At 63.0% G+C, this 24,755-nt stretch carries 29 protein-coding genes and 1 tRNA gene; 14 read left to right on the top strand and 16 right to left on the bottom strand.

Annotated features, from left to right (window positions below; all coding sequences use genetic code 11):
* The first annotated feature begins 34 nt into the window (after positions 1–34).
* Both EV678_RS14245 and lolA read left to right on the top strand, forming a co-directional pair.
* Complete coding sequence (locus EV678_RS14245; RefSeq protein ID WP_130459998.1) at positions 35–2,350, top strand: DNA translocase FtsK; 2,316 nt, start codon at positions 35–37, stop codon at positions 2,348–2,350.
* Positions 2,350–2,982: an outer membrane lipoprotein chaperone LolA gene (gene lolA / locus EV678_RS14240; RefSeq protein ID WP_130459997.1), complete on the top strand. Its 633-nt coding sequence runs from the start codon at positions 2,350–2,352 to the stop codon at positions 2,980–2,982. Before EV678_RS14245 ends, lolA begins: the two co-directional genes overlap by 1 nt.
* Positions 2,983–3,009: 27 nt before the next feature.
* Here the strand turns inward: lolA and EV678_RS14235 are convergent, their stop codons facing one another.
* From EV678_RS14235 to EV678_RS14180, 12 genes are all read right to left on the bottom strand, one after another.
* Entirely contained in the window at positions 3,010–3,312 is a 303-nt protein-coding gene (locus EV678_RS14235) for a hypothetical protein (RefSeq protein ID WP_130459996.1), read from the bottom strand.
* Positions 3,313–3,397: 85 nt separating this feature from the next.
* Positions 3,398–3,700 (bottom strand): hypothetical protein, encoded by a 303-nt coding sequence (locus tag EV678_RS14230; protein ID WP_207222276.1) that lies wholly within the window; start codon positions 3,698–3,700, stop codon positions 3,398–3,400.
* A gap of 114 nt (positions 3,701–3,814) precedes the next feature.
* Positions 3,815–4,108, bottom strand: a complete 294-nt coding sequence (locus EV678_RS14225; RefSeq protein ID WP_130459994.1) for a hypothetical protein — start codon at positions 4,106–4,108, stop codon at positions 3,815–3,817.
* Between the two features lie 86 nt (positions 4,109–4,194).
* A complete protein-coding gene (locus EV678_RS14220; protein ID WP_130459993.1) occupies positions 4,195–4,842 on the bottom strand; it encodes a leucine-rich repeat domain-containing protein in 648 nt (215 codons plus the stop codon).
* A gap of 129 nt (positions 4,843–4,971) precedes the next feature.
* A complete protein-coding gene (locus tag EV678_RS14215) occupies positions 4,972–5,262 on the bottom strand; it encodes a hypothetical protein (RefSeq protein ID WP_130459992.1) in 291 nt (96 codons plus the stop codon).
* 493 nt (positions 5,263–5,755) lie between these two features.
* Complete coding sequence (locus EV678_RS14210) at positions 5,756–6,091, bottom strand: hypothetical protein (protein ID WP_130459991.1); 336 nt, start codon at positions 6,089–6,091, stop codon at positions 5,756–5,758.
* Between the two features lie 104 nt (positions 6,092–6,195).
* Positions 6,196–6,918 (bottom strand): hypothetical protein, encoded by a 723-nt coding sequence (locus EV678_RS14205; RefSeq protein ID WP_130459990.1) that lies wholly within the window; start codon positions 6,916–6,918, stop codon positions 6,196–6,198.
* An 88-nt stretch (positions 6,919–7,006) separates the two neighbouring features.
* Complete coding sequence (locus EV678_RS14200; protein ID WP_130459989.1) at positions 7,007–7,423, bottom strand: hypothetical protein; 417 nt, start codon at positions 7,421–7,423, stop codon at positions 7,007–7,009.
* Positions 7,424–7,493: 70 nt separating this feature from the next.
* Complete coding sequence (locus EV678_RS14195) at positions 7,494–7,898, bottom strand: hypothetical protein (protein ID WP_130459988.1); 405 nt, start codon at positions 7,896–7,898, stop codon at positions 7,494–7,496.
* Positions 7,899–7,980: 82 nt separating this feature from the next.
* Positions 7,981–8,226 (bottom strand): hypothetical protein, encoded by a 246-nt coding sequence (locus tag EV678_RS14190; protein ID WP_130459987.1) that lies wholly within the window; start codon positions 8,224–8,226, stop codon positions 7,981–7,983.
* Positions 8,227–8,319: 93 nt separating this feature from the next.
* Positions 8,320–8,652, bottom strand: a complete 333-nt coding sequence (locus EV678_RS14185) for a hypothetical protein (protein ID WP_130459986.1) — start codon at positions 8,650–8,652, stop codon at positions 8,320–8,322.
* Positions 8,653–8,660: 8 nt separating this feature from the next.
* Entirely contained in the window at positions 8,661–9,083 is a 423-nt protein-coding gene (locus EV678_RS14180) for a hypothetical protein (protein WP_130459985.1), read from the bottom strand.
* A gap of 141 nt (positions 9,084–9,224) precedes the next feature.
* On the opposite strand from EV678_RS14180, the gene EV678_RS14175 reads away from it, so the two are divergent.
* The 4 genes from EV678_RS14175 to serS all read left to right on the top strand — a co-directional run bounded on the left by EV678_RS14175 (position 9,225) and on the right by serS (position 13,254).
* The gene (locus EV678_RS14175) at positions 9,225–10,217 is read left to right on the top strand and encodes an integron integrase (protein ID WP_130459984.1); all 993 of its coding nucleotides are present in this window, start codon (positions 9,225–9,227) and stop codon (positions 10,215–10,217) included.
* Positions 10,218–10,285: 68 nt separating this feature from the next.
* Positions 10,286–11,611, top strand: coding sequence for a replication-associated recombination protein A (locus tag EV678_RS14170; RefSeq protein WP_207222275.1), 1,326 nt, complete (start codon positions 10,286–10,288; stop codon positions 11,609–11,611).
* A 137-nt stretch (positions 11,612–11,748) separates the two neighbouring features.
* A complete protein-coding gene (locus EV678_RS16195) occupies positions 11,749–11,934 on the top strand; it encodes a GxxExxY protein (protein ID WP_207222274.1) in 186 nt (61 codons plus the stop codon).
* Positions 11,935–11,970: 36 nt separating this feature from the next.
* A complete protein-coding gene (gene serS, locus EV678_RS14160; protein ID WP_130459983.1) occupies positions 11,971–13,254 on the top strand; it encodes a serine--tRNA ligase in 1,284 nt (427 codons plus the stop codon).
* A 174-nt stretch (positions 13,255–13,428) separates the two neighbouring features.
* Here serS and mltF read toward each other — a convergent pair whose 3' ends face one another.
* Entirely contained in the window at positions 13,429–14,865 is a 1,437-nt protein-coding gene (gene mltF / locus EV678_RS14155) for a membrane-bound lytic murein transglycosylase MltF (RefSeq protein WP_130459982.1), read from the bottom strand.
* Positions 14,866–14,985: 120 nt separating this feature from the next.
* Between mltF and EV678_RS14150 the strand changes: the two genes are divergently transcribed.
* Positions 14,986–15,078: transfer RNA gene (locus EV678_RS14150), tRNA-Ser, on the top strand.
* Between the two features lie 101 nt (positions 15,079–15,179).
* Positions 15,180–15,536 carry a DMT family transporter gene (locus EV678_RS14145; RefSeq protein ID WP_014236783.1) on the top strand — a complete coding sequence of 119 codons (357 nt, stop codon included), beginning with the start codon at positions 15,180–15,182 and terminating at the stop codon, positions 15,534–15,536.
* A gap of 12 nt (positions 15,537–15,548) precedes the next feature.
* On the opposite strand, the gene EV678_RS14140 is transcribed toward EV678_RS14145, so the two are convergent.
* The gene (locus EV678_RS14140; RefSeq protein WP_130459981.1) at positions 15,549–16,259 is read right to left on the bottom strand and encodes a DUF599 domain-containing protein; all 711 of its coding nucleotides are present in this window, start codon (positions 16,257–16,259) and stop codon (positions 15,549–15,551) included.
* An 82-nt stretch (positions 16,260–16,341) separates the two neighbouring features.
* Positions 16,342–16,974, bottom strand: coding sequence for an HNH endonuclease (locus EV678_RS14135; RefSeq protein WP_205231526.1), 633 nt, complete (start codon positions 16,972–16,974; stop codon positions 16,342–16,344).
* Between the two features lie 213 nt (positions 16,975–17,187).
* Between EV678_RS14135 and EV678_RS14130 the strand changes: the two genes are divergently transcribed.
* On the top strand, positions 17,188–17,913 hold the full coding sequence (locus EV678_RS14130) for an energy transducer TonB (RefSeq protein WP_165397536.1): 726 nt from the start codon (positions 17,188–17,190) through the stop codon (positions 17,911–17,913).
* Positions 17,914–17,927: 14 nt separating this feature from the next.
* On the opposite strand, the gene EV678_RS14125 is transcribed toward EV678_RS14130, so the two are convergent.
* Positions 17,928–18,476 (bottom strand): NUDIX hydrolase, encoded by a 549-nt coding sequence (locus EV678_RS14125; protein WP_130459979.1) that lies wholly within the window; start codon positions 18,474–18,476, stop codon positions 17,928–17,930.
* 275 nt (positions 18,477–18,751) lie between these two features.
* On the opposite strand from EV678_RS14125, the gene motA reads away from it, so the two are divergent.
* The 5 genes from motA to EV678_RS14100 all read left to right on the top strand — a co-directional run bounded on the left by motA (position 18,752) and on the right by EV678_RS14100 (position 24,751).
* A complete protein-coding gene (motA, locus tag EV678_RS14120) occupies positions 18,752–19,609 on the top strand; it encodes a flagellar motor stator protein MotA (RefSeq protein WP_014236788.1) in 858 nt (285 codons plus the stop codon).
* 30 nt (positions 19,610–19,639) lie between these two features.
* Positions 19,640–20,587: a flagellar motor protein MotB gene (gene motB / locus EV678_RS14115; RefSeq protein ID WP_014236789.1), complete on the top strand. Its 948-nt coding sequence runs from the start codon at positions 19,640–19,642 to the stop codon at positions 20,585–20,587.
* A 113-nt stretch (positions 20,588–20,700) separates the two neighbouring features.
* Complete coding sequence (locus EV678_RS14110; RefSeq protein ID WP_235832477.1) at positions 20,701–21,861, top strand: methyl-accepting chemotaxis protein; 1,161 nt, start codon at positions 20,701–20,703, stop codon at positions 21,859–21,861.
* 15 nt (positions 21,862–21,876) lie between these two features.
* Positions 21,877–22,242 (top strand): response regulator, encoded by a 366-nt coding sequence (locus EV678_RS14105; RefSeq protein ID WP_014236791.1) that lies wholly within the window; start codon positions 21,877–21,879, stop codon positions 22,240–22,242.
* Positions 22,243–22,291: 49 nt separating this feature from the next.
* A complete protein-coding gene (locus EV678_RS14100; RefSeq protein WP_130459977.1) occupies positions 22,292–24,751 on the top strand; it encodes a chemotaxis protein CheW in 2,460 nt (819 codons plus the stop codon).
* Positions 24,752–24,755: the final 4 nt, after the last annotated feature.

Raw genomic sequence — 24,755 nt, 5'->3', positions numbered from 1 at the left:
ATAATCGGGCGAACCTACCAACTGTTCGCCGCCAATGGCCGTCCCCCAATCCGCCCGTCGCAACTCCGATAAGTCCCCCAGCCCCCTGCCGGAAAAGATTGCCGTCATCCTGCAGGAATCCCGCTGGCTGGCGCTGGTGGTGTTCGCCGGCTTCCTCTCCCTGGCCCTGTGGGGCTACGACCGGGCCGACCCGGGCTGGTCCCATGCGGCCCAGGTGGACGCCCTGCACAACCCCGCCGGCCGTTTCGGCGCCTGGCTCTCCGACCTTCTGCTCTATCTCTTCGGCGCTTCCGCCTGGTGGTGGGTCACCCTCATGCTGGCCCTGGTGTGGTGGGGCTACCGCCGCCTCGACGGCCTGCGCGGCAACGGCGACCGCCGCCCCCTGATCGTCGCCGCCATCGGCTTCCTCATCCTGCTGGTGGCCAGCTGCGGCCTCGAAGCCATCCGTTTCTACACCCTGCGTACGCCCCTGCCCCTGGTGCCCGGCGGCATGCTGGGCCTGGAACTTGGCAATGCCGCCGTCGCCGCCCTCGGCTACACCGGCGCCACCCTGGTCCTGCTCACCGGCGTGGTGCTGGGCTGGAGCCTCTTTTCCGGCATGAGCTGGCTGTCCACCTTCGAGCGTCTGGGCACCCTGGTGGAAGGCACCTATTTCGGCATCCGCGGCCTCATCGAGCGCTGGCAGGACCAGCGCATCGGCCGCGAAGTGGCCCGGGAGCGGGAAGCAGTGGTGGAAGTGGAGCGGGCCCGGGTGGAAGATCACGAGCCCATCCGCATCGAAATCGTCGAGCCCGAGATCGAAGTCTCCACCAAGGTGGAAAAACGCATCGAGCGGGAGCGCCAGACGCCCCTCTTCCCCGAGGCGGTGGAGGGCGGCCAGCTGCCGCCCCTGCACCTGCTGGACCCGGCGCCGCCCCAGACCGACCTGCCGGCGGCGGACACCCTGGAATTCACCTCCCGCCTCATCGAACGCAAGCTGGCCGACTTCGGCGTCCAGGTGAAGGTGCTGGCCGCCTACCCCGGCCCGGTCATCACCCGCTACGAAATCGAGCCCGCGGTGGGCGTCAAGGGCGCCCAGATCGTCAATCTGGCGCGGGACCTGGCCCGGGCCCTGGCCCTCATCTCGGTGCGGGTGGTGGAGACGGTGCCGGGCAAATCCTGCATGGCCCTGGAACTGCCCAATCCCAAGCGCCAGGCCGTGCGCCTCTCGGAAATCCTTTCCAGCAAGGCCTATTACGACATGGCCTCGCCCCTCACCGTGGCTCTGGGCAAGGACATCGGCGGCCAGGCCACCGTGGCCGACCTGGCCAAGATGCCCCATCTGTTGGTGGCCGGCACCACCGGTTCCGGCAAGTCGGTGGGCATCAACGCCATGATCCTGTCCCTGCTCTACAAGTCCACCGCCAAGGATGTGCGCCTCATCCTGGTGGACCCGAAGATGCTGGAACTCTCCATCTACGAAGGCATTCCCCATCTGCTGGCGCCGGTGGTGACCGACATGCGCCAGGCCGCCAACGCGCTCAACTGGTGCGTCGGCGAGATGGAAAAGCGCTACAAGCTGATGAGCGCCATGGGCGTGCGCAACCTGGCCGGCTTCAACGCCAAGATCCGTGAGGCGGAGAAGAACGAGCAAAAGATTCCCAACCCGCTCTCCATCACCCCCGAATCCCCCGAGCCTCTGACCGAACTGCCCTACATCGTGGTGGTCATCGACGAGCTGGCGGACTTGATGATGGTGGTGGGCAAGAAGGTGGAAGAACTGATCGCCCGCCTGGCCCAGAAGGCCCGGGCCGCCGGCATCCACCTCATCCTGGCGACCCAGCGGCCCAGCGTGGATGTGATCACCGGCCTGATCAAGGCCAACATCCCCACCCGCATCTCCTTCCAGGTCTCCAGCAAGATCGACTCCCGCACCATCCTCGACCAGATGGGCGCCGAAGCCTTGCTGGGCCAGGGTGACATGCTCTACCTGACGCCGGGCAGCGGCTACCCCACCCGGGTGCACGGCGCCTTCGTCGCCGACGACGAAGTGCACCACGTGGTCGAATACCTGAAAAAGACCGGCGCCCCCGATTACATCGAGGATGTGCTCAGCGGTGCCGGCGGTGACGAAGATGGCGGTGGCGACGGCGAGGGCGGCGACGATCCCGAAAACGACCCCATGTACGACCAGGCCGTGGAGATCGTCCTCAAGACCCGCCGGGCCTCCATTTCCCTGGTCCAGCGCAACCTGCGCATCGGCTACAACCGGGCCTCCCGCCTCATCGAAGCCATGGAGCGGGCCGGCCTGGTCTCCGCCATGGATGGCCGCGGCGGGCGCGAAGTGCTGGGCCGCAAGACGGAAGAATGATGAAAACTCCCCCCAAGTTCCTGCTGGCGGCCCTCCTGGCCGCCGCCCTGCTGCCCGGCGCCGCCCAGGCCTCCGGCGTCGCCAAGCTCAAGTCCTTCCTCGACAACACCCGCAGCCTGCGGGCCGAGTTCGTCCAGTCTGTGGTGGCCAAGAGCGGCCGCAAGCCCCAGAACTCCGCCGGCCTGATGATGTTCCAGCGCCCCGGCAAGTTCCGCTGGCAGGTGGAAAAGCCCTATCCCCAGCTGATGGTGGGCGACGGCGAAAAATTCTGGATCTACGACCCGGAACTGAAGCAGGTGACCGTGAAGAAAATGGGCAAGACCCTGGGCGCCACTCCGGCCGCCCTGCTGGCCGGCGAAGGCTCCGCCTCCCTGGAAAAGAACTTCACCCTGGCCGAAGGCGGCGAGAAAGACGGCCTGGAATGGGTCGAAGCCACCCCCAGGAGCGCCGACTCCGGCTTCGAAAAAGTCCGCCTCGGCTTTGCCGGCGACAACCTGCGGGCCATGGAACTGCTCGACAGCTTCGGCCAGACCACCGCCCTCATCTTCAACCGGGTCGAACGCAACCCGTCCCTGGCCCCCGGCCTCTTCCGTTTCACTCCGCCGCCCGGAGCGGATGTGGCGGGGGAGTGAGGGGCGCTCCCCTCGCAATTTTCCCGATCAGAATAGAACCTGATGATGTTGTGACGCGCAGGATTGGCACAGGTCGTCGCTGATCATCCAGCCCGAGGGCTGGCGCTCGTTGCACTCGGTGCACACGCCAAAGTAGCGGGGATCGTGCAGGATTGCGTTAATCGCTTCCTGCACTTCCTCGGTGTCTATTCCCGTTGGAAATACCCCGACCAGCTGCCAGCGAGATTGGGGTTCTTGCCCACTCCAGATAATCAGACGAACTGATAACCGTAGCCAGCCGCTTTCCGCTACCTGCTGAATGAAGTCACGCTTCAGTTCATCGGGAGTCATCAAATGCCCAACGTGGAAGAGATTGATCTGCGTGGCTTTTCACGCAGCGTCCAGCGAACGAAGTGAGCGGTAGTTGAGCGCATTGTTAGGAACCAACACGCAACGCTTGCCATGAGCTTGCCTCAAAGCCTAATGCCTGACCTGCACGGGCTATGAGCTTGAAACACTCATCTGTGATTTCAAGCGGCGGCTCCTTGACCATATAAAGCAAATGCTCATAAGCGACTCCCGCTTCTCCATGCTGTAGATAGTCAATAACAATTTCAGCGCCGTTTTCTAGACCTGACTGATCGAGAGCGCTTCCTAGTGTTATTGGCGCGTTTTTCAAGAACTCCTCGCGCATCAGGGCGCTAACTTCAATGAGCGCCTCATTGATGAGGTCTTCCACTGATCTATCCATGGTTTCTAACGCAGAAAGTAACCGGACGCCGCGCGGGCCGGGTTGTGGAAACCCAAACGCAGGTGTTCGGCGGTCCGGTTGACTGGGATGTTAGCGGCAACCTTAGTCGTGACTTGCATGGTCACTAAATGGATTGCCTGTAGCGCTATCAAGGCGAATAGAGGCGTCACCTTCTACCCGCGACTCTGTTAAATCTGTTGTGACTCGTTCAGATTTTTCTTCTTTAGCCAAAGCGAAAGCAAGCGTAGCTCCAACAATCGGCAACAACCAGATTAACCAGTACTGAGCCCTTTTCTGGTTTGACTCATAGTACGAGCTCTTGGCCACTCGGCGCGCTGCAATGATGTTCAGAATGATGGCTATGGCCACGACGATGAGAGTGAGAGCAAGCGCCATACCGCTAACGTAGAAGTGAGGGGCAGCCGGAGCGAAGCGTAGGGAGCCACAAGCGCAGCTTGTGGCTGTCCCGCTCGACTGCAGGGTTAGACATTGGCCGCATACCATTCATGCGGAAACTCGGCTTTGGCTGACGGCAGACCAACTTGAGAGACGACTGGCTCCCACACTTTGTTTGGTACGTCGATGGCATCCCAGCGAAAGCGGGATAGACACTTGTGCAGCCGAATGGCTGCAACATCTTCTGACGTTATGCCGATTTGCTTCGTAAGCAGTAGCTCACGCAAATTTGGCGCATCAAGTGCAGGGCCAATAGAACCTAGTGACTTCATTTGACCAAGCTCCAAGCGCTGCAAGTTGTGGAGCGGTTGAAGTGATGGCAGCTCCGTTACTTTTGACAACCCGTAAAGTGACAAAAGCTTGAGTGTTGGTAGTGATGCTAAGTGAGAAATGTCAGTCAAGCCGCGCACCTGATTGACTATTAGATACCCCAGGCCACTCACGCCTTCCAACAAAGCCAAGCTACTCGCCGAGCCGCCGTGCCAATCCAGCCCTTCAAGATAAGGGAGCGTTGCCAAGAATCCCGGAGGTAAAGATACGTTCCACAAAGTCAGTGCTTTGGCGTCCTTCAGCCAAGACAAATCACTTGCTGTCACGACAGCATGATCTATCCAGAAAGCGCCATTGCCTCTGTTTTGTGCGACGTCCTTAGCGGGCTTTCGAGTGTCGGCCATGAAAATCGAATGTCTAACGTCGAAGTGAGGGGCAGCCGGAGCGCGAAGCGCGGAGGGGACCAAAAAGCGCAGCTTTTTGGCTGTCCCTCTCGACTGCCGGGTTGGGCGGCATCGTTGGCAGAGAGGGCATCAGAAAACCTCAACCTCAAGCCCCTGAAAGGCCATGGCGGCTTTGAAGTTGTTCATGAGCCTTTCTTGCTCCTGCTCTGTTGCCTCGTGAAACGCCCTTAGCTTTCCCCATTTAGCGAATGCATCATGTTTAATATTGATGCAAGGTCGTCCAGCTTTCTCTCCATCTTCGACTTCAATTTCAAGAACGCGGCCATTTTCTGTGTATTCACAAGTAAACCGACCGGTAAACTGAACTATGAATCCGGAATCTGACTCGACGCCTTGTTTGTTAAGCCACTTAAATGACATGCAAGAACTCCACTGATTCTGACGCTCAACGTAGAGCTAACCGGCGCTGCGCGGCTTTATGGCGCAGCGTCCAGCGACCGAAGGGAGCGAGGTTGAGCGCCATGTTAGAGACCGGCCGAACTAACTAGGCGCTGGACAAGTTGGCCAACGACAACAGCTAGAACCATGATTGCGGCAAGGACCGGAACCGCCAGAAGTATGCGCATTGGACGGGAAAGGCGAGAAAAGAATTGTGACCCAAGCACAGTTGTCCCCACCCACTCAAGTGCAAACCACGATGGAAGGCCAACAAGAACCAGGGCCACCCAACCAAGAAGCGAGGTTGGTACCGCAGGAAAGTAAACGAACAAGAGAGCGCAAGCCAATAGGCCCACGAGGCCAAGCAAAGATAGAAAGCTCCTCAGGTTCGATGACATATGGCCCTAACGTAGAAGTGAGCGGCCTGCGCGGCTTTTCGCGCAGGTCCGCTCAACTGCCGGGTTGGGCGACAAACTCACCAGAGCTTCCACCACGGTTTGTTCGGGGACACATGCGATGTTCCCAATGGGTTACTGATGTAGATGGTGTGCTCCATTTCCTGCGTTGGTTGCCACCCGCTGTTGAGTTTGTCGTTTAGGTACTGCATAGCGACTTGCGCCTGATACTCCTGATTCTTCTTCGTTTCAGGCGTCGCATCGTCGGCGAACAGCGCTTTGACCAGAACCTTGTAGGTTTGCTCTCCATTCTTTAGTCCGATAGCCCAATGAACACCAGGCTTGCTTGGCCCATTGGGCATTTTGAAGTGCGCGGCGAGACCACCCTCGACCCGCATAAGCCATTGGTCCGTCATGTGCGTTCCTATTTTGTCGCCTAACGTCTGAATTCACCGGCCTGCGCGGCTTTTCGCGCAGGTCCGGTGGAATGATGGGTTATGCGGCAATGGTACATGGCAAGCTACCAAGCCCATGCATGAAGCGAACTGCTATGCCCACCGGCCCGCTTTAGGGCAACAGCAAGGCGAAAATCAACGACAAGATTGTTGTCTGGCCCTCCGCCTTCGGTTTGATCGCCACCAGCAAAGAACGAATCACGGGCACGCTTAGCGAAAAGAACCTCTCCTTCGTTTGTCAGGTCTTCAATCTTCTCGGAATCGCCTGCGGACGCAAGTATGTCGAAGTAGTTCTGATAGGTCTCTGCCGCGAGAGATGTTCGCTTGGCCTCGCGAAGCGAGGCGATCAGAACATTTGCCTTGGAATCATTTGGGTTAGAGGTGGCTAGCAACAGATCAAGCTGTGAATCGCACGCCCAGGTTTCCGCAACAATGTCTGTGGTATCGAAGTTCTCGCCTGTTAGACAGGCAAGAAGAGCCGCTTTCGCAACAGGAAGACTCTCCTCAGCATTGAGCGATTGAGACAAACTACGAAGGGTGCGGATGCCTTCAGCCGCAACGGAAATTGCGTTGCAGAGGTGCTCCTTCGGATTTTGATGTATCCGCCATGAAATGAGTCCACGCATGAGGTGACACTTGAAGATTTGGCGGTAATTCAGGGCAGCGAGTTGCCAATTACGGGACGCATGCGCAACAGCGAGACCATTGGACGAGCGCTGAACTTGGGTAGCGAAGAAGACAAGGGATTCTTGAGGGGTCATATTGCGCAAATCATCAGAGGCGGACATGCCGCATAACGTGGAAGGTCAGCGGACGGCAAAAAGCGCAGCTTTTTGACGGTCCGCTGGACCGGATTGTTGGGCCAGATGTGGTTGTTCACTTGACGTGCTTTGTAAGTGTGACCATGCCTATTGAATCGCATGTATCCGTGTACTCAATATGCACTCTAAGTAGGCCAATGACAAAAGCGTCCCACGGCGGCTTTGCCCCGAGAATCGGGACTGCACTTGCTTCGCCGCTTTGCTGAGGAGTTCCGAGAGAAGCTCTCACCTGAGACCTCCCCATCATAAATTCGAGGTTGCCTGGGAGAACACCCGTATACCGGGAGTAGCGCTCATGACCGAAGCTATGTAGCTGCACAGCCGTTACTGTCGCGTTGTCTTCGGATACACAAGAGATACCTTTTGCACGCAACTCGATATAGCTTTGACCTTCGATCAGGGTAATAGCCGTTGCCACCGTTTCCAGCGGAACCCCTACCAATTCTTCAGCACGAGACAGGTCCATTTTCATGAAGCCCAACGTTGAAAATCACCGGACCTTCGGCAAGCGTAGCTTGCCGAAGGTCCGGTGCATTGGAATGTTAGGTAGCGGCGGCATCTACAACCCTCCTTAATTCAGCCAAGAAAGGCCCAAGAGCGGTTTGGTCCGTGGCAAAGGAAAACTCCAGCTTTTGCCAGTGCTCGGTGGTATCGACGAGCAGACCGCTGACTGTGATTTGGCCCCGCCCATTACCTCGGAACATGAAATGAGGATCTTCAAACTGCTGCCCTAGTTTCGCTTCGCCTAAAAGGCTTCGGTCAAGGGCGGCCAAGTTTTCAACAAACGCACCTGGCGGGGGAGAATCAAAGAAGAAGCGTGTCGATGCAGCGAACGGTGCAGACTGAATTTCGAGAATACATACGCCGCCTGAGCCATCTTCGAATATCTCAATGTCTTTCATCACGAGGCCACAGGACTTGCTTTGCGTGTTGAGGCTGGCATCCATTGGAGCTACCTAACGTTGTAGGTAAGCGGACTGCCGTTTGCGGCAGGTCCGCTTGACCGAAAAGTTAGGCGAAACGCTCAAGCTAACGCCCCTTAACAAACTGGAAGACTGCAAGTGCATCACTCAAACACCGCTCCTCAATTTCATCCTCGGGGCTATCCCAAAACAAAAGCCGAGCATCAGGAAAACCAAGTGGAGAAGTTCTCCCGGATTTAACGTGCGCATAAAGCTCCAACAGCCGTTTGTTCGGACTATCTGGTTTCAAGGACAAATGTTCAGCAAGGCTTTTCTCGGCCGTACTTAAGAACTGCGTTAGTTCAGAATTCATCTCACCCATCCTGGCGCCTAACGTTGAAGCTCACCGGACGGCGGGCAGCGAAGCTGGCCGACGGTCCGGTGGAGCGGATTGTTGGGCTGGCGGCTAGTGGATTTCATGGTTTTGAGGCGCAGTTGGCGTGTTGGCTTTTTGGTCAAGGTAGGCCTTTGCGGCGACGCCAAGATATATGAAGCCAACCAAGAGATTGGCAGCGAAGGCAATTGGCTGTTCTGTCGAGGCTGCTAGGCCAAAGAACAAAACAAATACGCCAAATACCCAGTAGAAAATTGCCCGACCAACGCCATCAGGGCGCCGAAGCTCCTGCAGAGCAGATAGGTGCTGCACAGCCAAAACGACACCAAACAACAGGACGCCCAGAAGTGCCTGAACATTCGGAGGTAGCGATTCGAATAGCGCGGTCACGATATTGCGGCCCAACGTTTAGCTCAGGGGCGCGCAGCTTGCGGCGCGTCCCTCCTGAAGCGGAATGTTAGAGCCCATGTTGTGGCATATGCTACCGAACCGGCCACGAACCCCGCGAACAGATAAATGAGTGCCCATGACGGGATGAGAAGATCGGGAAATGCGGCGAACCAACCTGCCAATGCAGCGAGAGAGGCAAACAATAAGAGAGACAGCTTGTTGTTACGGCGAGCCCACAAAAAAACTGGCGAGCCCAAGATGATGAAGGCGAGAAGAGCGTAGGCAATGAGCTTGGGAACAAGCAACGTGTCGAGCAGCAAATACTCCACGTGATGCCAATCAGCGAAACCATTCAACGCCAAGCCGCCAATGGCGCGTACCCACACGCCACAGCAGGAGCCGGCAACGGCCCCAAGCACGAAGTGTAAATAAGATGGTTTGGTCATGGGCGGTAACTAGTAGTAGACGACAAAAACGTCCAATAAAACGGGGACGTGTCCAATAAGCTGGGAAACCGGACAGCGGTTTCCCTTGTGTGGCAATGGATTTGGATATATAACTGTTTATCCATACAGTATTTTGTTGCCATGAAACCGGACATTCCTGACAAGGTGGTTGTACCGGGGCCCCGTTTGGTTGACCAGGTGCGGGCCGCCGTACGCATACGTCATTACAGCATACGGACCGAAGAGGCCTATGTCCATTGGGTGGTCCGCTACATCCGCTTCAATGGCATGCGTCATCCGCGGGAGATGGGGGCTCGCGAGGTGACGGCCTTTCTTTCCCATCTGGCGGTGGAAGAGGATATCGCCGCTGCGACCCAGCAACAGGCCTTGTCCGCCTTGCTTTTCCTCTATCGGCAGGTGTTGGAACTGGATCTGCCATGGCTGACCGACCTGGTCCGGCCCAAGAAGCCGGCTCGTTTGCCGACGGTTTTGAATCGGGATGAAGTGAAGCGGCTGCTGGACGTCATGCCTGCCGGGCAGGCGTTGATGGCCCGGCTGCTCTACGGGACGGGAATGCGGCTGATGGAGTGCCTGCGACTGCGAGTGAAGGACGTGGATTTCGGCCGCGGAGAAATCCTGGTCCGCGAGGGCAAGGGGGCCAAGGATCGGGTCACCATGCTGCCCCGCACCCTGGAAGGCCCTTTGCGGGAACAACTCGCCAGAGCCAGGGTGCTGTTTGAGTATGATCAGGAGCGTGGCTTGCCTGGGGTCTATCTGCCCCATGCGCTGGAGCGCAAGTACCCACAGGCAGGGGCTACCTGGCCCTGGTTCTGGGTGTTTCCGGCTGCCGGGTTGTCGGTGGACCCGCGCTCGGGCATCGAGCGGCGGCACCATGCCCACGAAAAGGCCCTGCAACGTGCCATGAAGGAGGCGGCGCGTCGGGCGGGTTTGGCCAAGCCTGTGTCGGTGCATACCTTGAGGCATTCCTTTGCCACCCATTTGCTGGATGCGGGCTACGACATTCGCACAGTGCAGGAACTGCTGGGCCATGCGGATGTTTTGACCACCATGATTTATACCCATGTGCTCAACCGGGGTGGGCGGGGCGTGGCTTCTCCCCTGGACCGGGCGTGAGGGGTGTCAGGGCCCTTGAGGTAAACTGCGGCTTTTGCACGGGCAGTCCTGCTGCCAATGGATTCTGAGTGAGCGATCTTTTTTCCCAAGGAACGGTGGATGCCGGGGCTCCCCTGGCGGAGCAGTTGCGGCCCCGCTCGCCCGATGAGGTGATCGGCCAGCAGCATCTGCTGGGGCCGGGCAAGCCCCTGCGTCTGGCCTTCGAGTCGGGCCAGCCCCATTCCATGATCCTGTGGGGGCCGCCCGGGGTGGGCAAGACCACCCTGGCGCGCATGATGGCGACCCAGTTTCACTGCGAGTTCATTGCCCTTTCCGCCGTCTTCTCCGGCATCAAGGAGGTGCGGGAGGCGGTGGCCCAGGCCGAGATGTGGAAGGCCCAGGGCAAGCGCACCATCCTCTTCGTCGATGAAATCCACCGTTTCAACAAGGCCCAGCAGGACGGCTTTCTGCCCTTTGTCGAAAGCGGCCTGTTCACCTTTATTGGCGCCACCACCGAGAACCCTTCCTTCGAGGTCAATTCGGCCCTGCTTTCCCGGGCTTCGGTCTATGTACTGAAGTCCCTGGACGAGGCCGAGATGGGTCAGTTGTTCGACCGGGCCCGTGACAAGGCCCTGGCGGAGCTGGATTTCGATGACGAGGCCCGCACCCGCCTGATCGGCCTGGCGGACGGTGATGCCCGGCGCTTCCTCAACCTGCTGGAGCAGGTGCGTACGGCGGCCCGCACCGCCAAGCTGGCCAAGGTAGACGGGGCTTTCATCGAAGCCACCATGGCCCAGAGCCTGCGGCGCTTCGACAAGGGCGGCGATGCCTTCTACGACCAAATTTCGGCCCTGCACAAGTCGGTGCGGGGCTCCAACCCGGATGGCGCCCTCTACTGGTTCTGCCGCATGCTGGATGGCGGCGCCGACCCCCGTTACCTGGCCCGGCGCATCGTGCGCATGGCCTGGGAAGACATCGGCCTGGCCGACCCCCGGGGCAGCGAGATCGCCATGAACGCGGCCCAGACCTACGAGCGCCTGGGCTCGCCGGAAGGGGAGCTGGCCCTGGCCCAGGCGGTGATCTACCTGGCCTGCGCCGCCAAATCGAATGCTGCCTACAACGCGTATAATGCGGCACGCGCCTTCGTCGCCAAGGATGGCTCCCGCCCGGTGCCCGAGCATCTGCGCAACGCCCCCACCAAGCTGATGAAGGATCTGGGCTACGGCAAGGATTACCGCTACGCCCACGACGAGGCCGAAGGCTACGCCGCCGGTGAGAACTATTTCCCCGACGGCATGGCGCCCGCCACCTGGTATCAGCCGGTGGAGCGGGGCCTGGAAATCAAGATCGGCGAAAAGCTCGCCCACCTGCGGGACCTGGACGCCCAGGCCGCCCGCAAAGGCAAAAAAGGCTAGCCACAGAGGGCGCAGAGGACACCGAGTGTCATGGCGGACCAACTGATCCAGCAGATTATCGGCGCCGCCATCGAGGTGCACGTCTGCTCGGGCCGGGGCTGCTGGAAAGCGTCTATGAGGAGGCCCTCTGCCATGAAATGTCCCTGCGGGATATTCCCTTTGCCCGGCAGGTGGTGGTGGAGCTGAAGTCCCAACGGGCGCTGCCCGAAGCTGTATCGGCCCAGGTCTTGTCCTACCTGAAGGCAACTGGTTTGAAACGTGGTTTACTTATCAACTTTGGCGAGCCCAGGCTTGCCGACGGCGTGAAACGATTTTCTCTGTGATCTCTGTGCCCTCTGTGGCAAAAAGGTTTTGATTCCATGCTCGACATTCAACTGCTCCGCAACGACCTCGACGCCGTGGCTGCCCGCCTGGCGACCCGCGGCAAGGCCATCGACTTCACCCAGTTCTCCGCCCTGGAGGCCGAGCGCAAGACCCTGCAGACCCGCACTCAGGAGCTGCAGGCCAGCCGCAATTCCCTCTCCAAGCAGATCGGCATGTTGAAGGGCAAGGGCGAGGAAGCTTCCGAGGTGATGGCCCAGGTGGCCGCCATGAAGACCGAGCTGGAGCAGGCCGAGGCCCGTCTGGCCGAACTGCTGGGCGAGTTCAACGCCATCGTCGCTGCCATTCCCAATCTGCCCAATGAAACCGTGCCGGTGGGAAAGGACGAGAGCGACAACGTGGAAGTGAAGCGCTGGGGCACGCCCCGGACCTTCGACTTCGAGGTCAAGGACCACACCGACGTGGGTGAATCCCTCGGTCAGCTGGATTTCGCCGTGGCCGCCAAGATTTCCGGCGCCCGCTTCTCCGTCATGAAGGGCCAACTGGCCCGCCTGCACCGGGCCCTCGCCCAGTTCATGCTCGACACCCACACCGGCGAGCACGGCTACACCGAGGTCTACACCCCCTACCTGGTGAATGCCGCCAGCCTCTTCGGCACCGGCCAGCTGCCCAAGTTCGAGGAAGACCTGTTCAAGATCGCCCGGGCCGATGCCGAGCCCCTGTACCTGATCCCCACCGCCGAAGTGCCGGTGACCAACATCGTGCGCGACGAAATCCTCGCCGCCGAGGCCCTGCCCCTGAAGCTGGTCTGCCACACCCCCTGCTTCCGTTCCGAAGCCGGCTCCTACGGCCGCGACACCCGGGGCATGATTCGCCAGCACCAGTTCGACAAGGTGGAGCTGGTGCAGATCGTGGCCCCCGAGAAGTCCGCCGAGGCCCATGAAGAGCTGACCCGCCACGCCGAAACGATCCTGGAAAAGCTGGAACTGCCCTACCGTCGCGTCACCCTGTGCACCGGCGACATGGGCTTCTCCGCCGCCAAGACCTACGATCTGGAAGTGTGGCTGCCGGCCCAGAACACCTACCGGGAAATCTCCTCCTGCTCCAATTTCGAGTCCTTCCAGGCCCGCCGCCTGCAGGCCCGTTTCCGCAACGAGAAGAACAAGCCGGAGCTGGTGCATACCCTCAACGGTTCCGGCCTGGCCGTGGGCCGCACCCTGGTGGCCATCCTGGAAAACTTTCAGAACGCCGATGGCTCCGTCACCGTGCCGACCGTGCTGCGTCCCTACATGGGCGGCCTGGAGAAGATCGTCGCCGCTTAAGCCGCGTCGCTCTTCGCCAAAACAAAGGCCGGGAATATCCCGGCCTTTTTCTTTGCCCCGGCTGCAAGGCAGACGGGACGGACCTTCCGGCATGGCCTGCCTGGAGAATGGCTTGCTGCCTGCCTCTGCGCCATGCCCCGTTCGACCCTGGCGCCTTGCCTGCCCGGCTGCGCCTCAGTGTCGCTTCTTGCTCTTCTTGTCGCCCTTTTTCTCCTTCTTTTCCATGACCGGCTTGGGCGGAATGTAGGGCGGCTCGTGGCGGGTGAGGATGTCGTAGAAGATGCGGATGTTCTCCACCATGATCACCGCCTCGCCACCCCGGGCGCGGCCGCTCTTCAAGCGCCGGTAATACTCGGGGCGGGAGAGCAGGGGCAGCACCCGCTTCATCTCGAACCAGGAATCCGGGTCCGCCTCGGTGCTGGGGGCGATGGCCAGGCCGCCCTTCATGTGGCCCAGGCCCAGGTTGTAGGCGGCCAGGGCCATCCAGGTGCGGTCCGGCTCCTTCACCGTTTCCGGCAGCTGGTCCCGGATGTCCGCCAGGTAGCGGGCGCCGGCGCTGATGCTCTGTTTCGGGTCGAGCCGGTTGGAAACGCCGAGGCGGTCCGCCGTTTCCTCGGTCAGCATCATCATGCCCCGCACCCCGGTGGGGCTGGTGGCCATGGGGTCCCACTGGGATTCCTGGTAGGCGAGGGCGGCGATGAGGCGCCAGTCGATGCCGGTGCGGGCCTGGGCCGATTCGAACTGGGTGCGGAAATCGGGCAGGAGGCTGCGGGTGCGCTCGAGGAACTGCACCACGTCGAACTGCTTCAGGCGGCGCACGTGGCCGAAATAGCGGTCTTTCAGGCGCACCAGGGTGCCGTCCTTGTGCACCCGGCCGAGGAAGGCTTCGGCCTTGGCCACCAGCTCCGGGTCCGCGTCCCCGGGGAAGAGCCAGGCGATGGGCTGGGGCTCGCCGATCTGCAGGGTGGCGCTGAGCTGGGGATAGTAGTTCTGGGCGATGTCGAGGATGGGGCCGTCGGTGAGGGCCAGCTCGATGCGCTGCTCGGCCACCGCCTGCAGCAGGTCCAGGTCGCTCCATTCCGGATGTTCCTGCACCGTCACCGGCGGATTGAGGGCCGGCAGCCCGGCCAGCAGGTCGGCGTGGCGGCTGCGGGCCACCACGTGCACGGTGCGTCCGGCCAGCTGTTCGGTGCTGGTGATGGGCAGGGAGGCCTCGTGCTGCACCAGCAGGTGGCTGCTCTGGAAGAAGGGGGTGGTGGCCTGGAATTCGCTGTTGGCCACGCCCGGGTGCCAGACCAGCCAGGCGGCGGCCATGTGGCCGGCGCCCCGCTTCAGGGCCTGGGCCACTTCCCGGTAATTGCCGACGGAAACCAGCTTCAGCTTGAGCCCGGCCTCCTCGGCGAAGAGGCTGACCAGGTCGTACTCGAAGCCGGCCCCGGCTTCGCCGCCGTTGTCCTGGGCGCCGGGGGTGTAGGTCAGGGGGCCGGGGCTGGTGAGAACCACCAGCTCGTTGCTTTCCCGCCAGGAGGCCACCTTCCTGTCGGCACAGGCGTAGACCAGGACCAGGGCAAGCAGGGCAACCAGCAGCCAGCGGAATACCTGTGGACGCATCCTCGCCTTTCCGGGGTTGTCCGGGAAAAAAGTTCCCGGATTGTGCCATGGACGCCCAGCCCGACAAAGGGGCCCAGGTCAGCGCCCGGGGCGGCGAATCGTGCTAAAATCCGCCTCCCCGGTGAGGTACCGAAGTGGCCATAACGGCGCTGACTCGAAATCAGATGGTCAGGGAAACCTGGCACGTGGGTTCGAATCCCACCCTCACCGCCACTCCTTTTCTGCTTCTTCCGGCGGCGCCTGCCGCCCGCTGCGGGGACGACCCCGCCAGCGTCCGTACCTTGGGGACGGCCCCGTTGCCACGGAGGTCGCCCATGTTTTCCCCCGCTACTGTCTTTTCCCTCTCGCCCCTGCTGGCCTGGGCTGTGCTGCTGCTCGCCGGTCTGCTGGAGATCGGCTGGGCCCTGGGTCTCAAGTCGGCGGCCGCCTCCTCCCGTCCGGCACTGATGTGGTCCGCCACCCTGGCGGCCATGGCGGCGAGCGTGGGCCTGCTGGCCCTGGCCCTGAAACAGCTGCCCCTGGGCTTGGCCTATGCGGTGTGGACGGCCATCGGCATCGCCGGCACCGCCCTGGTGGGGATTTTCCTGCTGGGGGAATCGGCCAGTCCCCTGCGTCTGTGCAGCATCGGCCTGATTCTGGCCGGGGTGGCCGGGCTCAAGCTGAGCGCCTGAGCCCTTTGTTTCTCAGGTGCCGCCGCCGGGCGGGCGCATCGCCAGCAGGGTCTCGGAATGGTAGTCGCGGCGGTAGAGCACCGCCACGATGATGCTGGTGACCACCAGGAACAGGCCCGGACCCACCAGCCAGGTGAGGGCGGCGAGGCCGAAGTAGTAGGCCCGGATGCCCCGGTTGAAGTCGTCCCCGGCGTAGCTGTTCACCGCCGCCATGCGCCGGGCGCTGGCTTCCAGTTCCGGATCGGTGTCGCAGCTGCCGGTGGGGGCGGCGCCCACCAGGATGGAGAGCAGGTTGAACTGGCGCAGGGACCAGGTGAACTTGAAATAGGCGACGACGAAGACGCCGAAGAGCAGCAGCAGTTTCAGTTCCAGCAGGTCCCGGGTGACTTCCCGGGCGAAGGGGAAGTCGGCGGTGACGGAGACCACCTTGTCCAGGGTGCCGAGCACGGCGAAGAGGCCGGCGATGATGTAGATGGTGGTGTTGGCGTAGAAGGAGACGCTGTTCATCAGGTTGCCGATGAGGGAGGCGTCGGTGATGCGCACTTCCCGCTCCAGCAGGCGCCGCGCCCATTGCAGACGGTAGGCGTGGCCCTGGCCCACCAGGTTTTCCCGGGCGTGGGGCCCCCGTTCGGCGAAGAAGACGTAGCCGATCCAGCAGAAGAGGAACCAGCTCAGGGCGCTCCAGTCGAGCAGGGTCAGATGGGCCAGGGGGCCTTGGGGCATGGGGAATTCCGCGTCGATGAAAGCCGATGGGCCGATTTTGCCACAGCCGGGGCCGGGCCGTTCCCGGTGCCGCGGGGCGGCTTCAGATGACCCGGCTCTTGGCCGGCACGTGGCGGGCCAGGAAGTCCATCTGGTCGGCCAGGATCTGGCGGTTGGAGAGAATCAGGAATTCGGCCCGGTTGGGCACGTAGGGCAGGTAGAGCAGTTCCATGCCGGCCTTTTCCAGCAGGCGGGCGCCCTTCTTCTGGTTGCAGGGCATGCAGGCGGCCACCACGTTGGTCCAGGTGTCGCTGCCGCCCTTGGAAATGGGGATGACGTGGTCCCGGGTCAGGCGCTGGCTGGAAAATTCCCGGCCGCAGTAGGCGCACAGGTGGCGGTCCCGGTGGAACAGTTCCCGGTTGGAGAGGGGCGGCACGTGGCGGTTGTAGCCTTGGCCGTGGCTGTGGCCGCGCAGGGCGATGATGCTGTTGGCGGTGATGGCGGAGCGCTGGCCGGTGAGGCGGGAAATGCCGCCGCGCAGGGTGAAGGCGTTGTCGCCCGCATCCCAGGCCACCATTTCCCGGGCGTAGTAGAAGCAGGCCTCCTGCCAGGAGATCCAGCGCTGGGGCACTCCGTTCTGGTCCAGGGCCAGGATCAGGGGCGCACAGGCGTACTCGGCCAGCAGGTGGGGGGCCGGGAGGCAGTGCGGGGGCGGCAGGCATACCGGATCGTTCATGGGAGTCCATAAAAATCATCGGTTTGCGCCAGAGTAACAAAGGCCGCCGGCTTTTCCTAGGGCATGGCCCGGCTGCCGGGTGGCGGCTGGGGAAGGGGAGGCTTTCGGGTATCCTTGCGCCTGTATGGCAGCGGCGGCTCCGATTTTCCCCCGCTGCCGCCACTGCCGCGGCTGCGGCCCTGTCTTCCATCCATTTGTTTGCCCGATCGTTCCATGGCTGCCCCATCTTCCACCCTCAAAGCCGCCCTGGTGGTTTCCCTGCTGGCCCATGCCGTGCTCCTGGCCTGGGGGCGCTGGAGCCTGACGCCCACGCCCAGCGCGGCGGCTGGCGGCATGCGGGTGGATCTGCGCGGCGGCCGGCCAGCTGCCGAGGCCCTGCCCCGGGAAGCCCAGTTGGCGCCGCTTTCCCGGCAGGTGCCGCCAGAATCGCCGTCCCGCCTGCCTGAGCGGCCGGCCCCCATCTTGGCCGTTCCCGGCGCCACCGCCCAGGTGGCGGCCGCTGCCGCCCGTCCGCCGGCGTCGGCCGAGGCGGCGCCGGAGCGGCGGGGGGAAGGGGAGGGCCATGCCGGCGCGGCGGCCAGTCCGGCGGCCGGTGGCGGCGAGCGGGGCGCGGCAGCGCCGGCCCGGGAAGGCGCCAGCGGCGATGCCCTGCGCCAGTACCGCCTGGCCCTGGCCCTGGAGGCGCGGCGCTTCAAGCGTTATCCGCGGCTGGCCCGGGAGCGGGGCTGGGAGGGGACGGTGGAGGTGGTGGTGCTGGTGGGCGGTCCCGCCGGCCTGGCCGGCACGGTGCAGTTGCAGCGTTCCAGCGGCTACGGCCTGCTCGACGACCAGGGGCTGGAAATGCTCAACCGGGCCCTGGCCGCGACGCCGCTGCCGGAAGCCCTGCGCGGCCGGGAGCTGCGGCTGGTGCTGCCGATCGAATTCAAGCTGGAGGAGTAGGGGGCGGGCCGGCCCTAGAGGTAGTCCGCCGGCGGCGGGGGCAGGTCCAGGCTGTGCAGGCGGAAGTGGCCTTCCCGTTTGTCGGCGTAATAGCGTTCCAGGGCGAAGCGCACGCTGCGGAAGGCCAGGTCGTGCCAGGGGATGTCGCTTTCCTGCAGCAGGGCCGTTTCCAGGCTTTCCTCCCCCGGGCTGTGGCGGCCGTCCACCAGCTTGCCCAGGTAGAAGAGATGGACCTGGTTGATGTGGGGCACGTTCACCACGGCGAAAAGGCTGCCGATTTCCACCCGGGCGCAGGCTTCCTCCAGGGTTTCCCGGGCCGCGGCCTGGCCGGTGGTCTCCTCGTTTTCCATGAAGCCGGCCGGCAGGGTCCAGTAGCCGTGGCGCGGTTCGATGGCGCGGCGGCAGAGGAGGATGCGCTCCTCCCATTCGGCAATACAGCCGATCACCAGCTTGGGATTGAGGTAATGGATGGTGCCGCAGGCGTCACAGACGTGGCGGGGCAGGCTGTCTCCCGGCGGGATGCGCAGGTGCACCGGAGCGCCGCAGTGGCTACAGTAGTTCATCGCGGGAGGAGGAGTGTGCGTGGCGCATGTTTGCCAGTTTAAAACAGTTTCCGGGCCCAAATAAGAGACATTTGTCCTCGCCCCCGGGCCCTTGGGACACCATAATGAATGGCAAAATGGATCGCCTCCGGGGGCCAGAATCCGCCGGCTGGCGGAGTTTTTCTGGGGCTTTTGTCCGGCCCGATGCTATTTTGCTCAGCCGTAAGGGTTGTTGCTAGAATGGCATACACCGAATTAATACAGCAGGCGCTGCCGGAAGGGCAGTGGGGGGAAGCATGTTTCTCATCATTGGTTATGTAGTCATCCTGCTGGCCTCGGTTGGCACCTACGCCATCCACGGCAGCCTGGCTGCCCTGTGGGTGCCCGCCGAATATGCCGCCATCGTCGGTCTGGTGGTGGGCGCCTTCGTCGCCAGCAACAGCATGAAGGTCATCAAGAAGACGGTCGGCGCCCTGCCTTCCATCTTCAAGGGCTCCAAGTACACCAAGGCCCTCTACATCGACCTGCTGGCCATGCTCTTCGAAATCCTCGCCAAGGTGCGCAAGGAAGGCCTGATGGCCATCGAAGCCGACGTGGAAAACCCCGAATCCAGCCCCATCTTCAGCAAGTACCCGGACATTGCCGGCGACCACCACGTCCTCGATTTCATCACCGACTACCTGCGCATGATGGTGGGCGGCAACCTCAATACCCTGGAAATCGAAGCCCTGATGGACATGGAAATCGAGACCCACCATCACGAGGAAGAGGTGCCGGGCCATGCCATGGCCAAGGTGGCCGACGGCGCTCCCGCCTTCGGTATCGTGGTGGCGGTGATGGGGGTGGTGAACGTGATGGGCTCCGTGGGCCAGCCGCCCGCCGTGCTCGGCAAGATGATCGGCGGCGCCCTGGTGGGCACCTTCCTCGGTATCCTGCTTTCCTACGGCTTCGTCTCGCCCATCTCCAGCCTGCTGGAGCAGAAGGCCCACGAAGGCTCGAAGATTTACCAGTGCATCAAGGTGGTGCTGCTGGCCGCCATGTCCGGCTACGCTCCCCAGGTGGCCATCGAGTTCGGGCGCAAGGTTCTCTTCTCCGATGTCCGCCCGTCCTTCCGCGAACTTGAAGAAGAACTCAAGGCTCGCAAGGGCAAGTAAGTCCTGAACCCTTTTGCCCGGTAAGCGCCGATGAGCGACGATTCCTCTCGCCCCATAGTCATCAAACGCATCAAGAAGGGTGGCGGCGGCCACCATGGCGGGGCCTGGAAACTGGCCTACGCCGACTTCGTCACGGCCATGATGGCCTTCTTCCTGCTGATGTGGCTGCTCGGCTCCACCGCCAAGGGCGATCTGGAAGGCATCGCCGAGTATTTCCAGAATCCCCTCAAGGTTTCCATGCAGGGCGGCTCCGGTTCCGGCGACGCCACGGCGGTGATCCAGGGCGGTGGCCTCGACCTGACCCGGCAGAACGGCCAGGTGCGCAAAGGCGAGGACGCGGCCAAGCACAGCGTTTCCAAGTCCTCCGAAGAAGCCAAGCAGCGCGAACGGGCCATGCTCAAGGAGCTGAAGAAGCGCATCGAGGATGCCATCCAGAGCAATCCGGCCATCCAGCAGTTCAAGAACCAGCTGCTGCTGGACATCACCAGCGAGGGCCTGCGCATCCAGATCGTGGATGAGCAGAACCGGCCCATGTTCGACCTGGCCGGCGACCAGCTGAAGCCCTATACCCGGGAAATCCTCAAGGAAATCGGCAAGGTGCTGAATGCGGTGCCCAACCGCATCACCCTCTCCGGCCATACCGACGCGGCCCAGTTCGCCGCCGGCGCCCGGGGCTTCTCCAACTGGGAGCTGTCCGCCAACCGGGCCAATTCCTCCCGGCGCGAACTGGTCAGCGGCGGCATGGACGACCACAAGGTCCTGCGGGTGGTGGGCATGTCCTCCACCGTGCTGTTTGACCGCAACGACCCCCTCAATCCGGTCAATCGCCGCATCAGCATCGTCGTCCTCAACAAGGAGACGGAGGAGGCGTTCCTGCGGGACGCCGCGCCTGATGTGGAAGTGAGCAACGACGCCATCCCTGCGTCCGAAACGCTGACCCCCGGCACCAAGGTGCCATCCGGGCGCCCGCCCCTGTAGAATGTCCGGTCAGCCAGCACAAGCAAACTAATAAGGGGAGACTGGGTACGATGAACGGATGGGCCAAATTGTCTGGCTTCGGACTGGTATGGGCGTTGCTCGTGGCGGCGACCATGGCGGCGATCGACCCTGCCCTGCGCGGCGCCCCCTTTTCCGTCGGCATCGGCGCCATCGTCGTCGGCTGGCTGCTGTTTTCCCTGTTGCTGCGCGATTCCTCCGCCGACGGCAAGGAGTCGTCCGGCGGTGACGTGGCCGGTGGCGAAGGCGTGCGCCTGTTGGCCGAGACCGGCGAGGTGATGCAGCGGGCCAGCGACGAATTCCACAGCCAGTTCGAGGAAGCCCGGGCCGACGTGACGCGGACCCAGCAGATTTTCTCGGAAGCCATCGGCACCCTGATCCAGAGTTTCACCGCAATGAGCCAGCAGGCCCGGCGCCAGCAGGAGCTGGGCACGGGCATCATCAGCAGCCAGCGCGGCGAGGACGGCGCCGCCGATTTTGCCGGCTTCGCCCAGCACACCTCGGAAACCCTGCACGCCTTCGTAGACAGCGTGGTGGCCAACTCCAAGCTGGCCATGGAGCTGGTGGAAATGACCGACAAGATGTCGGAACAGATGAAGCGCATCACCGGCATGCTGGGCGAGATCGAAGGCATCTCCAAACAGACCAACCTGTTGGCCCTCAATGCCGCCATCGAGGCGGCCCGGGCCGGCGAGGCGGGCCGCGGCTTCGCCGTGGTGGCGGACGAGGTGCGCGACCTCTCCGGCCGCACAAGCCACTTCAGCCAGCAGATCCGCGGCCAGCTGGTGACCATGCAGCAATCCATCGAAATGACCGAGCAGGCCATCAACAAGATGGCGGCCCAGGACATGACCTTCGCCCTCAAGTCCAAGCAGGGGGTGGAGGTGGCCATGCAGAACATCGAGGCCCTCAACCACCGTACCGGCGAGACCATCGACGAGCTCAACCACATCTCCGAGAGCATGGAGCAGAGCGTCAATCAGGCGGTGGTTTCCCTGCAGTTCCAGGACATGGTGACCCAGCTGCTGTCCCACGTGAATGGCCGCCTCGAATCGGTCCAGGCGGTGCTGGGCGAGGTCCGGGCCCTGGCGGCTGCGGCCCAGTGCGGCCAGGGCGAGATGTCCGCGGCCCAGGCCGACAGCCTGCGGCAGTCGCTGCTCCAGGCCCGCACCCAGGTGGACGGCCTGCGCCAGCGCACTTCCAATAATCCGGTGAGCCAGGAAGGCTTCAACACCGGCGAAATCGAACTCTTCTGAAAATCGGAGTCTCCCATGCCCAAAACCATTCTTGCCGTCGATGATTCCGCCTCCATCCGCCAGATGGTGAGCTTTACCCTGAAGAGTGCCGGTTACGACGTGGTCGAAGCCGTGGATGGCATGGACGGCCTGGAAAAGGCCAAGGCCCGCGCCATCAACCTGGTGCTGACCGACCAGAACATGCCGCGCATGGACGGCCTGACCCTGATTCGCACCCTGCGCGGTCTGCCCCAGTACAAGGCCACGCCCATCCTGATGCTGACCACCGAGTCCTCCGACGCCATGAAGACCCAGGGTCGCGCTGCCGGCGCCACCGGCTGGCTGGTCAAGCCCTTCGATCCCCAGAAACTGGTGGAAGTGGTGAAGAAGGTGATCGGCTGAGCCGCGGCCCCGGTCCCCTTCAGTCCCTGCGTCGGTCAGAGAGGCGAACATGGCCATCGACATGAGCCAGTTCTACCAGGTGTTCTTCGAGGAGTCGGCGGAGCACCTGGCGGAAATGGAATCCCTGCTGCTCGGGCTGGACGTGGGCGCCCCGGAGGATGAGGACCTCAACGCCATTTTCCGGGCGGCCCACTCCATCAAGGGTTCCTCCGGCACCTTCGGCTTCACCGACCTGACCGCCGTCACCCACGTCCTGGAAACCCTGCTCGACCGACTGCGCAAGCACGAGATCGGCCTGCGCCCGGAAATGGTGGATGCCTTCCTCGAGGCCGGCGATCTGCTCAAGCTGCTGCTCGCCGCTCATCAGGGCGGCGAGGCGGTCAGCGCCGAGGCCCAGGAGGCCATCTGCGAGAAACTGCGCCAGCTGTCCCGGGACGAAGGGGCCGAGCCGGTCGCCGTCGTCATGCCGGAAGCCGTTGTGGCCCCGGCGGATAGCGGCGTTGATGGCGGCTGGGAAATCGAGTTCGTGCCGACGCCCGCTTCCCTGGCGGTGCCGGAAACCCTGGAAAATTTCCTCGAGGACCTGGGGCGCCAGGGGCGCCTGGAAGTGCTCAGCCGTTCCAGCGGCCCCGTTCCCTCCCTGTGGCAGCTGCGCCTTTACGGCCAGGTGGCGCGGGAAGCCCTGGCCGAATCCCTCGATTTCATCGCCGAGACCGATGCCTGGCGCCTGTCGCCCCTGGCAGCCCCGGCGGCAGCGGCCGACGAGGCTTTCGGCCTCTTCGACGATGCCCCCGGAGCGCCCCAGGACGAGGCCGCCTACGGCTTCTTCGACGACGCTCCCGGCCTGGCCCCCGCCGCGCCTGCCGCGATGGCGGAAGAGGGGGATGGCTACGGTTTCTTTGATCCCTTGCCCGAGCCAGTGGCGGCAGAGGATGCCCTTGCCCCCATCCCGGCCGTGGCCGAGGAAGGTGAGGGCTACGGCTTTTTCGCTCCCCTGCCCGATCCTGCTGCCGCTCCGGCAGCGGTGGCTGAAGAAGGGGATGGTTACGGCTTCTTCGAGCCTCTGCCGGCCAATGCCGGTGCGGCTGCCGGGGTGGCCGAGTCTCCTGTGCTGGAGGACGGGGAGGGCTACGGTTTCTTTGTGCCGCTTCCCCAGGCCGGCACCATGCCGCCGGTAAGCGAGCCTGCGCCCGCTCCGCTGGCGTCGCCCCAGACCGCTCCTGCGGTGGTTCCGGCAAGCGTTGCCGCCGCGGCGCCGGCGCTAGTGGCGCCGGCAGCCGAAGCCCGCGTCGAAAGCCGTCCGAAGGCGCCGCCGGTGGCCGCGGGCGACAGTTCCATCCGGGTCGGGGTGGAAAAGGTGGACCAGCTCATCAATCTGGTGGGGGAACTGGTCATCACCCAGGCCATGCTCCTGGCCACGGCCCAGGAAATGCAGGAGGCGGCGCCCGAGCGTCTGCTCAACGGCCTGACCCAGCTGGAACGCAACAGCCGGGATCTGCAGGAAGCGGTGATGTCCATCCGCATGCTGCCCATTTCCTTCGTCTTTTCCCGTTTCCCCCGGGTGGTGCGGGATCTTTCCGGCAAGCTGGGCAAGCAGGTCGAACTGAAGATGAGCGGCGAGACCACGGAGCTGGACAAGGGCCTCATCGAAAAGATCACCGACCCCCTGACCCACCTGATCCGCAACAGCCTGGACCACGGCATCGAATCGCCGGAGAAGCGCGTCGCCGCCGGCAAGCCGCCGGGCGGCACCATCACCCTCAAGGCGGCCCACCAGGGCGGCAACATCGTCATCGAGGTGGGGGACGACGGCGCCGGCCTGAACCGCCAGAAAATTCTCGCCAAGGCCCGGGAGAAGGGCCTGGCGGCCTCCGACCAGATGAGCGACCAGGACGTGTGGGCCCTCATCTTCGAGCCCGGCTTTTCCACCGCCGACCAGGTGACCGACGTTTCCGGTCGGGGCGTGGGCATGGACGTGGTGCGGCGGAACATCCAGGCCCTGGGCGGCCGCATCGAAATCGAATCCATGACCGGCATCGGCACCCGCATGACGGTGCGCCTGCCCCTGACCCTGGCCATCCTGGACGGCATGAGCGTGGCCGTCGGGGAAGAAATCTATATTATTCCCCTGTCCTATGTGGTCGAGTCCCTGCAGCCGAAGCCCAGCGACATCAAGACGGTTTCCAACCAGGGCCGGGTGATCCAGGTGCGGGGCGAATACCTGCCCGTGGTGGTGCTGCACGAGGTCTTCGCCGCCGAGCCCAAGGTGCGGGAGTTCCACCAAGGGATCATGGTGGTGCTCAATGCGGACGGGGCCAAGGCCGCCCTCTTCGTGGACGGACTGGTGGGCCAGCACCAGGTGGTGATCAAGAGCCTGGAACAGAACTACCGCAAGGTGCAGGGCGTGTCCGGCGCCACCATCATGGGGGACGGCCGGGTGGCCCTGATCCTGGATACCTCGGCCCTGGTGGCCATGGCCAAGGGCCAGGCGACGGACGGGGCAGCCTGAGCGA

It is taken from the genome of Azospira oryzae, from assembly GCF_004217225.1.
Classification (GTDB): Bacteria; Pseudomonadota; Gammaproteobacteria; order Burkholderiales; family Rhodocyclaceae; genus Azospira; species Azospira oryzae.
Note: the sequence above shows the minus strand (reverse complement) of the source record. Positions and strands in the feature narration are given on the sequence as shown.

Excerpts from the sequence above, each read along its gene's own strand:
- EV678_RS14200 (WP_130459989.1), bottom strand. The coding sequence starts at position 7,423 with ATGAAAATGGACCTGTCTCGTGCTGAAGAATTGGTAGGGGTTCCGCTG.
- EV678_RS14105 (WP_014236791.1), top strand. The coding sequence starts at position 21,877 with ATGCCCAAAACCATTCTTGCCGTCGATGATTCCGCCTCCATCCGCCAG.
- serS (WP_130459983.1), top strand. The coding sequence starts at position 11,971 with ATGCTCGACATTCAACTGCTCCGCAACGACCTCGACGCCGTGGCTGCC.
- EV678_RS14225 (WP_130459994.1), bottom strand. The coding sequence starts at position 4,108 with ATGGCGCTTGCTCTCACTCTCATCGTCGTGGCCATAGCCATCATTCTG.
- EV678_RS14220 (WP_130459993.1), bottom strand. The coding sequence starts at position 4,842 with ATGGCCGACACTCGAAAGCCCGCTAAGGACGTCGCACAAAACAGAGGC.
- lolA (WP_130459997.1), top strand. The coding sequence starts at position 2,350 with ATGAAAACTCCCCCCAAGTTCCTGCTGGCGGCCCTCCTGGCCGCCGCC.
- EV678_RS14190 (WP_130459987.1), bottom strand. The coding sequence starts at position 8,226 with ATGAATTCTGAACTAACGCAGTTCTTAAGTACGGCCGAGAAAAGCCTT.
- EV678_RS14245 (WP_130459998.1), top strand. The coding sequence starts at position 35 with ATGGCCGTCCCCCAATCCGCCCGTCGCAACTCCGATAAGTCCCCCAGC.
- EV678_RS14145 (WP_014236783.1), top strand. The coding sequence starts at position 15,180 with ATGTTTTCCCCCGCTACTGTCTTTTCCCTCTCGCCCCTGCTGGCCTGG.
- EV678_RS14140 (WP_130459981.1), bottom strand. The coding sequence starts at position 16,259 with ATGCCCCAAGGCCCCCTGGCCCATCTGACCCTGCTCGACTGGAGCGCC.
- EV678_RS14205 (WP_130459990.1), bottom strand. The coding sequence starts at position 6,918 with ATGTCCGCCTCTGATGATTTGCGCAATATGACCCCTCAAGAATCCCTT.
- EV678_RS14130 (WP_165397536.1), top strand. The coding sequence starts at position 17,188 with ATGGCTGCCCCATCTTCCACCCTCAAAGCCGCCCTGGTGGTTTCCCTG.
- mltF (WP_130459982.1), bottom strand. The coding sequence starts at position 14,865 with ATGCGTCCACAGGTATTCCGCTGGCTGCTGGTTGCCCTGCTTGCCCTG.
- EV678_RS14235 (WP_130459996.1), bottom strand. The coding sequence starts at position 3,312 with ATGACTCCCGATGAACTGAAGCGTGACTTCATTCAGCAGGTAGCGGAA.
- EV678_RS14180 (WP_130459985.1), bottom strand. The coding sequence starts at position 9,083 with ATGACCAAACCATCTTATTTACACTTCGTGCTTGGGGCCGTTGCCGGC.
- EV678_RS14195 (WP_130459988.1), bottom strand. The coding sequence starts at position 7,898 with ATGGATGCCAGCCTCAACACGCAAAGCAAGTCCTGTGGCCTCGTGATG.
- EV678_RS14100 (WP_130459977.1), top strand. The coding sequence starts at position 22,292 with ATGGCCATCGACATGAGCCAGTTCTACCAGGTGTTCTTCGAGGAGTCG.
- EV678_RS14135 (WP_205231526.1), bottom strand. The coding sequence starts at position 16,974 with ATGAACGATCCGGTATGCCTGCCGCCCCCGCACTGCCTCCCGGCCCCC.
- EV678_RS14125 (WP_130459979.1), bottom strand. The coding sequence starts at position 18,476 with ATGAACTACTGTAGCCACTGCGGCGCTCCGGTGCACCTGCGCATCCCG.
- motA (WP_014236788.1), top strand. The coding sequence starts at position 18,752 with ATGTTTCTCATCATTGGTTATGTAGTCATCCTGCTGGCCTCGGTTGGC.
- motB (WP_014236789.1), top strand. The coding sequence starts at position 19,640 with ATGAGCGACGATTCCTCTCGCCCCATAGTCATCAAACGCATCAAGAAG.
- EV678_RS16195 (WP_207222274.1), top strand. The coding sequence starts at position 11,749 with ATGTCCCTGCGGGATATTCCCTTTGCCCGGCAGGTGGTGGTGGAGCTG.
- EV678_RS14215 (WP_130459992.1), bottom strand. The coding sequence starts at position 5,262 with ATGTCATTTAAGTGGCTTAACAAACAAGGCGTCGAGTCAGATTCCGGA.
- EV678_RS14110 (WP_235832477.1), top strand. The coding sequence starts at position 20,701 with ATGGCGGCGATCGACCCTGCCCTGCGCGGCGCCCCCTTTTCCGTCGGC.
- EV678_RS14210 (WP_130459991.1), bottom strand. The coding sequence starts at position 6,091 with ATGACGGACCAATGGCTTATGCGGGTCGAGGGTGGTCTCGCCGCGCAC.
- EV678_RS14175 (WP_130459984.1), top strand. The coding sequence starts at position 9,225 with ATGAAACCGGACATTCCTGACAAGGTGGTTGTACCGGGGCCCCGTTTG.